Origin of the sequence: Lysinibacillus sp. NPDC098008, from assembly GCF_044760715.1 — a bacterium.
GTDB lineage: Bacteria > Bacillota > Bacilli > Bacillales_A > Planococcaceae > Lysinibacillus.
On sequence record NZ_JBIWBA010000015.1, the window covers coordinates 87,870 to 99,865 of the forward strand.

The window sequence follows — 11,996 nt, forward strand, 5'->3', positions numbered from 1 at the left end:
CTAATAGTGTGTTGCTTTTGATGTATTTTTATTTGTTTTGGCACAAAAAAACATTCTCCTAGGGATATTAGAGAATGCTTGATTTACTACACTTTATACTCTAGCTTATTGACGCTTTACTTTCCTAACCTCAAGCATTCACACTTCAATCCTAAAAAACTGTCCTGACCTTAGTCATCGCTAAGTTCAGGACAGTTCCATATCATTATTTTTGTATAAACATTTGTGTCCAGTAGTTGCCATCCTGTACATACCCTACACCGATATGCGTGTAGCTTTTGCTGAGGATATTGGCGCGATGTCCATCACTGTTCATCCAAGCTGTTACGACTTCTTGTGCTGAACGTTGACCTTTTGCAATATTTTCACCAGCTGATTTATACGTAATGCCAAAGCTTTTCATCATGGTAAAAGGTGTACCATATGTTGGGCTTGTGTGGTCAAAATATTTTTTATCATGCATATCTTGAGATTTATATTTAGCTACTCTTGATAGCTCCCAATCCTCTTGTAATGCTGGAAGACCTGCTTTGGCACGTTCCACATTGACAAGCTTAACAACCTCTTGTTCAACACTTGCCTGTTCCTTTACAGGGATATGAATGTTTTGCCCTGGTTCGATTTGATTTGGATTGGCAAGCTGTGGATTCGCATCAATTAGCTCCTGTACACCCGTTTCCGTTTTTAAGGCAATTTTCCACAGCGTGTCACCCGGTGTCACTGTATAGGATTCGGCTGCCATTGCCGCTACTGGTACGACTAATGAAGCTGCTACTACTGAAGCGAGTGTTACTTTTTTTATTTTTTTAAACATATCTACCATCCTTCCTGTTTGCTCTATGATTATCGTAAAGCGTTACAAAGCAATAATCACCACAAAATATTTGGAAGGATTTTTACAATTGCATGACACACGTAAAGAATAAGATGCTGATGCCCGTTCTAACGCCATTCCTTAATATAAGCCTTGTCATAAAGTTGCAACATTCTTGTAATTGGGATACATTACTAATAAATTGCATAATAAAAGAATGTTTAAAAAAGCCTATTTCGCCAATTTTTTATGCTGTAATCGATAAATTAATAGAATATAGAGCCAATCATAAAAGAGGGTTGCCATAGAGATAATGGTAATCAATGGTGTTCTAAAGTAAAGGTAAAAGCCAACTGACGCGAACAACGTACCAATCATTTTACAGAAAGCTATCCCCATCGATTGACCAGCTAAATTCCCTCTTTGCACCAATAAGGCAATAAATAATCCTGACATCATAAGATTTTGGAAAAATGCTGCGTACTTCCCTTCAAAATCATGAAACTCATGGACAATACCTAAAATAATGAAAAAGCTAGCAATCAACGTGATGACAAAGGATAAATATAATAATTTGCTAGAAATAATTTTTTTGTATTCTTTTGGCGCATAGCGTAAAAATTGCATTAATATAAAGATGTCTAATACTAGCCAAATAAGCGTAATAACTCGCTGTAGTTCATTTTGTGGATAGAGAAAAGCAAAGATAAACTCCCATGAAATATTGGCACAAATGGCAGCCATAGGCATACCGTATTTTTTCTCTTGCCATCCTTTATAAATAATCAATAGATATGTAATAATCCAAAAAAGGCCCATACCTAATTGGCAAAGTAGTAATATATTTAGTTGATTCACTGTTTATATTTCCCCCCTCTACATGACTCCTCCATACTATATGTGAGGGAGGCGATTTATTATGTCTAGGCAAGGGAAAGAAGGTGCGTCAAAACGCAACCTATGCATTTCGTAAGTCATCCTATATAGGAAAATGAGGTGAGCAAATGAAAACAAAAATTTATATAGATAATGAACGCTTTATTGCAGGTACTACCTTAAAGAACATAATGGCGCACGAGCACAATAATATGGCATTGCATATTTGTGATAACACTCAAAATATCATTGAAAACCGTCAACAACTAGCAACTGCCCTACATTGTGATTTACAGGACTTTGTCTGTACGGAACAAACACATAGTGCCAACTTTCATCGTGTTACAGCGGCTGATAAAGGGCGTGGTGCTCTCCACATGGATAGCGCAATTAAAAATGCTGATGCGCTTTATACACTAGAGCCACATATTTTATTATGTAGCTTTACAGCCGATTGTGTGCCTGTTATGTTTTATCATGCTGCTACAGGGCTGGTTGGTGTTATTCATTCGGGCTGGCAAGGAACTGTGAAGGAAATTACGCCTAAGCTATTCCAACATTTACTGACAGAAGAGCATTGTCATCCAGAGGATTTCCATGTGCAAATTGGTATGGCACTTAGTCAGCAAAAGTTTGAAGTGGATGCGGATGTCTTTGAAAAGTTCCATCAGCTTGGCTATGCAGAGGACTTTATGTATTACAACGCTGATACGAATAAATATCATATTGATAATCAACAAACCGTCAAAAAGCAATGTGAGCTTGCGGGCATTCCAGCTACGCAAATCCATATTGATACAACATGTACATTTTTAAGTCCCACTGGCTTCTCCTATCGTCAAGATAAGCAAGCAGGCAGGCATTTAAGCTTTATTATGCGTAAAGGGTAAAGCGAGCAAAGTGCTTAATATACCATAAGACGAAAACGCTATTCCATTTAGGCAACAAATGGAATAGCGTTTACAATTATTGTAATAATGTCTGCTCCTGTAATTTGGCAGCGAAATATTTGCGTGCATCTGCTGTTAAAATTTGTAGTAATATAGCCTCTTTTTGACGTGTAAATTCCACAAACATTCCGCTTAAATTTTCATAGACATAGTTAATTTTATAGCCCTTATCCAAATACTGATCTATTTTTTGGATTTCTTCGGTACTTTGTTGGAATTCGGACATGCGCCATCCTCTCACCTTCTTTTAAATTTTCCTGATCATTTTATTTCTAACAAAGGGTCTGGTTGCTCTGGCAGTACAGCCTCCTCTGGTTCCTGTGAGCCAAATAATTCATCTAAATTACGTCCAACTGTAATGCCTAAATATTTAGCATCACTCGGCTCCACTAGCTCAGCTTGTGGGTATTTTTTAAACCACCAATATTTTGCTAAAAGATAATAGACAAATGCACCAACAACAAACCCTACTAATGCAGAATAGGTTGAGAAAATATTGGCGATAGCACCACCAATCACCCACGCAATTAAACCAGCGAAATTAAAGCCCTTATAATACTTAAATTGCCCCTCTAGTTCATAAAGGTCTTTCACATATACACGACGTTTGCGAATTAAATAATAATCAGCAAATAAAATACCAACAATTGCGGTTAAGATTCCACCAATAATGAGTAATACATTGACCATTACATCAAATAAGCTCCATGGCTGTGCTAAAATACCGATTAGCCCAGCAATGACTACGCCTACCCAGAACGGTACTTTTGGCCCGCCAATATTGGAGAAAATCGTGGCGGCTGGCACAACATTTGCAGAGGTATTTGTGGACCATTGCGCTAATACAATCATCAACAATAAAATACCTAAAATAAAGCCGCTTGCACTTTGCTGTAAAGCATTAATAGGGTCAGCGGATGCTACAGCCATATAGCAAATCGCCCCAATTGTCACAATAAATGTATTGGTAATGGGCATCACAATTAATGAGCCCACAAGCTGTGTTTTATTGCGCTTAAACCAATTACGCTCATTTTTCGGTGCTTTAAAGAAGCGCGATAATGATGGCATATCTGCTGCTAATGTTGCCCAAAAGCCCATATTTGCCATCACTACTACCATAAATGCCGTAAAAGCAGCTAAGCCTGTTGTTGGAGCTTCCACCCACGTCCAAACATTTTTACCTTGCGCTGCTGCTGTATCTGCAAGTGTATAGTACATCCAGCAAGAAATTAAAATAATAATCGGTGCGGCTAAATCTGCAAAGCGTTCAATCGATTTAATGCCTAGTGATGTATTAAAAAGCTGAAGTGTTGCAAAAACAAGGAAACAAATAAACCAATTATCAAAGCTAAATAATAGATTTAAAATACCGTTAATGGCTAATGCCCCAAAATAAGTGTTGAGTCCAAACCAACAGGCAGCCGTAACCCCACGCACAAGTGAAGGGATATGCGTACCAAATATACCAAATGGGGCACGCATATAGACAGGGAAGGATAAACCATGCTCAATGCCTATATCGCCAATTAATGTCATAAAAATACCGATTAAGCAAGACCCTACTAGCGTCGCTAAAATCACCATTGGCAAGGATAGATTGATAATGGCTGAGCCGCCAATGGCAAAGGCAGCTAACACAATTGCCATACCTACCCAAATTACCGCAAAACCAAATGTTCCAATATTTCTTTGTTGATGTGTCACTGGAAGCAAATCTGGGGATTTTAAATAATTCCCTTCACGTTCCATAAAGTTTCTCTCCTTTTATGTGGATTTCCGTGACAACTTACAATGAAGCTATGCCTTCCCCCATCGCAATCGCTGAGGGAAGGTGGAATTTCGATTTTAGTTAAGCGTCTTTATTTTGCTAGACTGCTTAGCAGTGCTTGGCGTTCATTCCACGTCATCGCTGGAATCGTTGATGGACGTTCAACCATTGTAATCGCACCATCCACTGGACAGACAATGGAGCATAAATTACAGCCGACACAATCCTCCTCACGCACCTTTAGCATTGGACGCCCATTCTCTGTATATAAATCAATACATTGATGTGATGTATCCTCACAGGCAATATGACATTTATTACAATTAATACAAATATCATTATTAATTTCTGCAACAATTTTATAATTTAAGTCTAAATCGCCCCAGTTCGAATACCTTGGCACAGAGCGACCAACCAAGTCCATAACCGATGCTAAGCCTTTATCATCTAAATAATTATTTAACCCGTCAATCATATCCTCGACAATGCTGAAGCCATGATGCATTGCCGCTGTACATACCTGCACGCCTGTTGCGCCCATTAAAATAAACTCTGCTGCATCCTGCCAGCTTGAGATGCCTCCAATACCTGAAATCGGTACATTGACCAATGGATTACGCGCACATTCTGCCACCATATTGAGCGCAATTGGTTTAACAGCAGGGCCGCAATAGCCGCCATGTGCTCCTTTACCTGCCACATGTGGCACTGTATTCCATGATTCTAAATCGACACCTGCTAAACTATTAATGGTATTAATCATACTAACTGCATCTGCTCCGCCTCTTGTTGCCGCTTCCGCCGTTACTGTAATATCCGTAATGTTTGGCGTTAGCTTGACAATAACAGGTGTACGTGCCACTTCCTTTACCCAGTACGTTTGTTTTTCCACCAATTCAGGGACTTGACCAGAGGCAGAACCCATTCCTCGTTCTGCCATCCCATGTGGACAACCAAAGTTAAGCTCAAGACCATCCACCCCCACATCTTCTACACGCTTTACAATTTCATGCCACTTTTCCTGCTTTGGCTCCACCATTAGCGAGGCAATAATCGCGTGATTCGGAAATTTCTTTTTCGTGTCATAAATTTCTTGTAAATTTACTTCTAACGGACGGTCTGTAATAAGTTCAATATTGTTGAAGCCTGCAACACGCTGACCATTATAGCTAACAGCAGCAAAGCGTGAGGAAACATTTAAAATCGGCTCCCCTAATGTTTTCCATACAGCACCACCCCAGCCTGCTTCAAATGCCCGTTGCACCTGATAACCTGAATTGGTTGGTGGTGCGGATGCTAGCCAAAATGGATTCGGCGATTGGATGCCCGCTAAATTAATGTGTAAGTCTGCCATGTAAGCTCCCCCTTTTATGCAATCTCACTTGGTTTTCTTAAACGTTCATGAATCTTGTATGCTGCATCTTTTCCTTGCTGTACAGCGGTCACCACCATCGCTTCACCCTGTCCATTGCCAAAGACAACATCTCCACAGGCAAACACTTTGTCATTAGATGTTTGCATTGTTGTTTCATCAATATCAACAACCCCATTGGTATGTGCCAAACCAAATGCTTCAATTAGCGAAACAAAGCGCGTTTGCCCAATCGCTTTAATAACGGCATCCACTTCAATCACAAAATTAGAACCCTTTATTTCCTCTGGTCTTTGACGTCCATCAGGGTCAGCCTCACCAAGCTGCATTTTGACACATTCAATCCCTGTCACTTGCCCGTCTTTATTGCCAAGTATTTTCTTTGGTGCTGTTAGCCACTTAAATTCTACCCCATCCTGCTTAGCAAATTCATATTCAAATTTATACGCTGTCATTTCTTTTTGTGTTCTTCGATATAAAATTTGGACATTATCTGCCCCTAGACGTACTGCACATGTTGCACCATCAATTGCTGTATTACCAGCACCAATCACCGCTACACGCTTGCCAGCAAGATCATTTGTAAGCGTTCCTATCTTTGTTGCTCGCACAAATGCAATCGCATCATGTACACCCTGTAAATCCTCACCTTCAATACCTAAGTTAGGTACTGCCCCCATCCCAACTGCTAAAATAACGCTATCGTACTGCGCTAAAATATCATCTGCGGTAATATCCACACCAACTGTTGTATTGGTTTGAATCGTCACACCAAGCTGTTCAATTTGTGCCACTTCCCAATCGACCACTTCATTTGGTAATCGGAATGCGACAATACCATAGCTGCCTAAGCCTCCAGCCTTTGCCTCGGCCTCATAAATCGTTACTTGATAGCCTAATCGACTTAGCTCACGCGCTGCTGATAAACCAGCAGGGCCCGCACCAATAATAGCTACCTTCTGTCCATTGCTTTGCCCAGCCTTAAATAGCTGTGCATTTGTTTCCATTGCCCAATCTGTTGCATAGCGCTGTAACTCGCCAATTCGAATCGGCTTTGTTGCAGCATGTAAGACACACGCCCCTTCACATAGTTCCTCTGTTGGACAAACCCTTGCACAGCTTGCACCAATAGGGTTTGCTTCTAATATAGTCGTGGCAGAGCCCTTCATATTACCAGATGCAATTTTTTTTATGAAATTTGGAATTTGAATACTTGTTGGACAAGCTTGAATACAAGGTGCATCATAGCAATATAGACAACGATTGGCTTCCTCAATCGCTTCACTCTTTGTCATTTTCTTGGTAATTTCCACAAAATTACGCTTCAACTGCATGGTCATCGTATTTTCTTGAATCGGAGCCATTTCCACATCCCCCTCATGTGTTCATTTTTTCCGTGCATCTACGACAAAACCGATTGCTTTGCTCTCCATCCAAAACAATCGGCCCGCTCCATTAAATCTCCAATGCTTCCTTCGTGACTGCCTGTAATGGACGTTTAATATATTGCCCGCTACCAAGTACGCCTACAAATTCCTTGTTTTTAATAACATATTCTCCTCGAACAAGTACACTAACAGGTTCACCCGTCACCTCCCAGCCTTCATATGGGTTATAATCAACATTCATATGATGTGTTTTAGCAGAAATTTGGCGCTTTGCCTCAGGATCAAAAATAACAATATCCGCATCAGAGCCAATAGCAATTGTTCCCTTTTGCGGGAATAAGCCAAATATTTTTGCGGCACTCGTAGCAATCATATCAACAAATTCATGGATGGAAATTCTACCTTTTGCTACACCTTCGGAATATAAAATACTGAAGCGGTCTTCAATGAATGGTCCGCCATTTGGTATTTTCGAGAAGTCATTTAAGCCTAGCTGCTTTTTACCCTTAAAGCTAAAGGAGCATTGGTCAGAGCCAATTGTCTGTAGCTGCTTTGCCTTTAATGCATGCCATAAATGCTCCTGATGGTATTTCGGACGCAGCGGTGGTGACCAAACATATTTTGCACCCTCAAAGCCCGGCTGTGCTAAAGCAGATTGATCAAGCGTTAAATATGGTGGACATGTTTCACCATAAACATCATAGCCCTTTTCACGCGCAGCAATAATTTCATCCACTGCTTCCTTGCATGTAACATGCACGACATAAAGCTTCGCACCTGCGATATGCGCTAATTCAATAGCACGCTTTGTTGCCTCACCCTCAAGCTCTGCTGGACGTGTCAATGCATGATAAATTGGCTCCTTCTGACCAGCGCTTCTCGCTTCTTCCACAAGCTCATCAATCACAGAGCCATTCTCACAATGCACCATCACTACTGCCCCAAGGTTCTTGGCAATTTTAAAGGCTTTAAATAATGTACGATCTGTCGCTTGAAATTCCTTTGCATATGCCATAAAGACTTTGATGGAGGTAATCCCCTCCTGCTCTAAAATTTTAGGTAATTCGGCTGTGGTTTCTGGTGTTAAATCACCAATCATTAAATGGAACCCATAGTCAATAGCAGATTTCCCTTTTGCCTTGTTATGCCATTTGGCTACGGCTGTTGCTAGCTTTTCCTCTCCTGCTGTTAAACAAAAATCCAAAATCGTCGTTGTGCCACCAAATGCTGCTGCAATCGTGCCAGATTTCCAGTCATCATCTGTTACCGTATTATTAAATGGCATATCTAAATGTGTATGCGGATCAATTCCCCCTGGTAGTACAAGCTTACCAGTGGCATCAATTACTTCCGCACCAGCAGCCTCTAAGCTTTGCCCAATTTGCGCGATTTTTCCGTTCTCAATTAAAATATCTGCCTCAAAAACATCCGCAGCCGTTGCTACTCGTCCACCTTTAATGATTTTTTTCATTATGCCCTCACCCTTCGTTACAAAATTAGAGAATGCTTAATGCAATGTATATGTTTCGCCCATACTAAATTTCGTCTGTAGCGTTAATACCGTTTCTAATAAAATATCCGCGCCCTTTACACAATCCTCAAAGGTTGTTGCTTCTTCCTCACAATGACTTTTACCTTGTATACTAGGCACAAAAATCATCGCTGAAGGAACAATGCTTGCCATATACTGTGCATCATGTCCTGCACCACTAAACATACGATGCGCAGTATACCCAAAGCGCTGACAGGCTTGCTCTACTTCATGACAAATCGTGGTATCAAAGTACACCGTTTCTCTGCCCCATAGCTTGACTGGCTGAATAGAACAGCCCGCCGCCATTTCTGGCAGTGCTAGCAAAATATCCTCAACCTGCTGCATCACCTCTGGCTTTTGATGACGTGAATCAATCGTAAACGTTACCTTATTTGGAATAACTGTATGAATATTTGGTGTAACATGCATACGACCAAATGTATAGACAAGCTGTTCATCAATGTTCCCTAGCTGCTCATGTAACTCCGTTATGATCGTTGACGCTACAATCATAGGATCCTTGCGCATTGACATCGGTGTTGTTCCCGCATGATTCGATTGCCCCGTAATCGTTAGCTCATAGCAAACCATGCCAAGCACACCCTCCACAACACCAATTTCACATTGCTGTGCCTCCAATATAGGACCTTGCTCAATATGCAGTTCAAGATAGGCAAGTGCTTCTGTTAAACGATGCTCCTTTTTCCCTTGATAGCCACTTGCCTGTAATGCCTCTTGAAAGCTAATGCCATTTTTATCTGTAGATTGCAGCATTTTCTCTTTAGCAAACTTCGAGGTAATCACCCCTGAACTCATCATGGCTGGGTCAAAGCGTGCCCCTTCCTCATTTGTAAAATTGACGATTGTAAGAGGTATCTCTATATCAATACCATTTTCTTTAATTGTTCGAATCGCTTCGATTGCTGTTAATACACCTAATACGCCATCGAATCTTCCACCCTTTTCAACCGAGTCTAAATGGGAACCCATCACAATTGGGGGTACATTCTTTTTGCCGGGCAATGTGGCATAAATATTCCCCATATCATCTATTTGAATATTCATCCCCAATGCCTCACAACACTCACAAAAATAGTTTCTCGCTAATATATCCTCATTCGAAAGAGATAAACGTGTAACGCCTCCATTATCAGTGGCTCCAAACCGACTAAATTGTTCGATTAACTCTTGCAATCGTCTACTATTACATTTATACATATGCAAGTCCTCTCTTTCACAGTAGTTATTAAACATTCTAAAATAGATAAAAGCTACGAGATATGGAGAGAAAACTAAAAAAATATGTGCAACTGCACATTCTATATGGTACGTTATGTTCATAATAAGGGGGGAAAATATGGGGACGATTCGTAAAATGGTAGAGGGCATTCAATTCCCGATGCTAACATTAGTCGCTGGACATAGTGGTACGTATCGACGCGTGACAGGTATTAATGTTGTAGAAAGCCTTGATTTAATGATGTTTTGCAGACCTAATGAATTAGTTGTCACAACGGGCATTCATATAGATGCATATGAAAATGCTCTAGAACAGCTTGTACAGCAAGCCTACGCCAAAAAGGTAGCTGGCTTTATCATTAACATAGGTCCATATATTCCTGATATTCCACAGGCTGTTATCGCTTTTGCCAATAAGCATGATTTCCCTATTTTTCAAATGCCATGGCATTATCGTATTGCCGACCTATTAAAAACAACCTTTCAATTTATTGCTAGCCACCATCAAGAGCTGTCCGTTGAGGAGAAGGTGCTATTCCATCTACTTTTTCAGGACAAGCATAACGCTCATTCGATCAAAGAGCAATTAGCACAGCTAGGATTTCCGCAAGGCAGAGAATTGGCGATTATTACGTGTACAACCATTGATACACAAGCAGCCATTGACCGCTATGAAGTGATGATTCAATTCGCTTTTCAAAATCGCTATAAGCACTTCCTAAAATTAAAGCATAAAAATCACCTTATTTTTTTAATTGATAAAGCACAAATCAATACACCAAATATTCCATTCTCAAAAATTGTTGAAGATATTTATCACAAAATTATGTTAAAAAATGGTGCTGTCGATCTAATGATTGGTAAAGGTAATTTCTATAAAGAGCTTGAGCATATTCGCACAAGCTATGAGGAGTCATTAGCGGTTATCCATTTAGCACAGCTTCACAACAATCGGTATTTATATAAATACAAGGAAATAGGTGTCTATAAAATTATTATGGCGATACAAAATCAAACGCTAATGAAGGCCTTTAGTCAGGATATTTTAGGGCAGCTTTATCGTTATGATGAATTGCACAATACCGATTATGTGTCCTTTTTGCGGATATTCCTTGAGGAAAATGGCAGCACAAGCAGAATTAGTGAGCGTCAGTTTATTCATCGTAATACAGTGCTTTATAAAATCAAAAAAATTGAAATGCTTTTAGATATGGATTTAAGTAATCCATTTACAAAAACCAATTTATATATTGCCTTTTTAATTGAGGATGTCTTAACACATCAATAAAATAAACAGCCCTCGACTCACCGTTGAGGGCTGTTTATTTTATTGCGAATGCCTAGAAATTTATTAATTTTGGTTCCCCTAGAGTTGCACCCTATTTTCATCATTAGACGTTAATTCTCTGGCTGTTTGATCTTCTCATAGTGGGCTTGTTCATGCTGGAGCAACCATTCTTTACGCCACATACCGCCGCCATAGCCTGTTAATGTCCCATTTGAGCCGATAATGCGGTGGCAAGGAACAACGATGCTAATATTATTTTTGCCATTCGCACTACCAACAGCTCTTACCGCCTTTTCATTGTGAATAGCAAGAGCAATATCTTTATAGGAAGCCGTTTTACCATAGGTAACATTTGGTAAGGCATGCCATACTGCTTGCTGAAAGGCTGTTCCCTCAAATTGATAAGGAAATGTAAAGTCAAAGCGCTCCCCTATAAAGTATTCATCCAGTTGCTTGTAGCAGTCTAGCATAACTTGCGGTGTGTCTTGCTGTGGCATATGTACAAGCTGCTCTCGCTCTGAAAAATTAATGCCATAAATCGCTGTAGCTGTACCTTCAATTTCAATCACACCAATTGGTGATTGATAATCTAGTTTATATCGTTTCATATAATGACCTCCTTGAACTACCCCCACTTAGTTATTGAAGTAGGGGATTCCTAAGAACACTAGCGTCACCGCCAGTTATGGATTAGGCTATCCCCGTAGTCCCTACGGTTAGAAGCCTTATCGCTTCGTTTTTCAGATTTTGTCCTGCGTTCATAT

The 11,996-nt window shown here is 40.1% G+C and carries 11 protein-coding genes; 2 read left to right on the forward strand and 9 right to left on the reverse strand.

The genetic code is table 11. The features are described 5' to 3' along the window. Nucleotides 1–205: 205 nt before the first annotated feature. On the reverse strand, nt 206–814 hold the full coding sequence (locus ACIQVU_RS13470) for a CAP domain-containing protein (RefSeq protein ID WP_340805253.1): 609 nt from the start codon (nt 812–814) through the stop codon (nt 206–208). Between the two features lie 231 nt (nt 815–1,045). After that, nucleotides 1,046–1,672, reverse strand: a complete 627-nt coding sequence (locus ACIQVU_RS13475) for a transmembrane-type terpene cyclase (RefSeq protein ID WP_402895959.1) — start codon at nt 1,670–1,672, stop codon at nt 1,046–1,048. Between the two features lie 146 nt (nt 1,673–1,818). On the opposite strand from ACIQVU_RS13475, the gene pgeF reads away from it, so the two are divergent. Further along, nucleotides 1,819–2,580 (forward strand): peptidoglycan editing factor PgeF, encoded by a 762-nt coding sequence (gene pgeF, locus ACIQVU_RS13480; RefSeq protein ID WP_340805251.1) that lies wholly within the window; start codon nt 1,819–1,821, stop codon nt 2,578–2,580. A gap of 76 nt (nt 2,581–2,656) precedes the next feature. Here pgeF and ACIQVU_RS13485 read toward each other — a convergent pair whose 3' ends face one another. The 6 genes from ACIQVU_RS13485 to ACIQVU_RS13510 all read right to left on the reverse strand — a co-directional run bounded on the left by ACIQVU_RS13485 (nt 2,657) and on the right by ACIQVU_RS13510 (nt 9,923). After that, entirely contained in the window at nt 2,657–2,866 is a 210-nt protein-coding gene (locus ACIQVU_RS13485) for a hypothetical protein (protein WP_340805250.1), read from the reverse strand. A gap of 35 nt (nt 2,867–2,901) precedes the next feature. Beyond that, entirely contained in the window at nt 2,902–4,392 is a 1,491-nt protein-coding gene (locus ACIQVU_RS13490) for an NCS1 family transporter (RefSeq protein WP_340805249.1), read from the reverse strand. Nucleotides 4,393–4,502: 110 nt separating this feature from the next. Next, nucleotides 4,503–5,765 (reverse strand): NAD-dependent dihydropyrimidine dehydrogenase subunit PreA, encoded by a 1,263-nt coding sequence (gene preA, locus ACIQVU_RS13495; protein WP_402895962.1) that lies wholly within the window; start codon nt 5,763–5,765, stop codon nt 4,503–4,505. 14 nt (nt 5,766–5,779) lie between these two features. Beyond that, nucleotides 5,780–7,147, reverse strand: coding sequence for an NAD(P)-dependent oxidoreductase (locus tag ACIQVU_RS13500; RefSeq protein WP_402895964.1), 1,368 nt, complete (start codon nt 7,145–7,147; stop codon nt 5,780–5,782). A 91-nt stretch (nt 7,148–7,238) separates the two neighbouring features. Beyond that, nucleotides 7,239–8,642 (reverse strand): dihydropyrimidinase, encoded by a 1,404-nt coding sequence (hydA, locus tag ACIQVU_RS13505; RefSeq protein ID WP_402895966.1) that lies wholly within the window; start codon nt 8,640–8,642, stop codon nt 7,239–7,241. 36 nt (nt 8,643–8,678) lie between these two features. Beyond that, entirely contained in the window at nt 8,679–9,923 is a 1,245-nt protein-coding gene (locus ACIQVU_RS13510) for a Zn-dependent hydrolase (RefSeq protein WP_402895968.1), read from the reverse strand. Nucleotides 9,924–10,062: 139 nt separating this feature from the next. Here ACIQVU_RS13510 and ACIQVU_RS13515 point away from each other — a divergent pair, with 139 nt between their 5' ends. After that, on the forward strand, nt 10,063–11,232 hold the full coding sequence (locus tag ACIQVU_RS13515) for a PucR family transcriptional regulator (RefSeq protein WP_340805244.1): 1,170 nt from the start codon (nt 10,063–10,065) through the stop codon (nt 11,230–11,232). A 110-nt stretch (nt 11,233–11,342) separates the two neighbouring features. On the opposite strand, the gene ACIQVU_RS13520 is transcribed toward ACIQVU_RS13515, so the two are convergent. Then, nucleotides 11,343–11,840, reverse strand: coding sequence for a methylated-DNA--[protein]-cysteine S-methyltransferase (locus tag ACIQVU_RS13520; protein ID WP_340805243.1), 498 nt, complete (start codon nt 11,838–11,840; stop codon nt 11,343–11,345). Nucleotides 11,841–11,996: the final 156 nt, after the last annotated feature.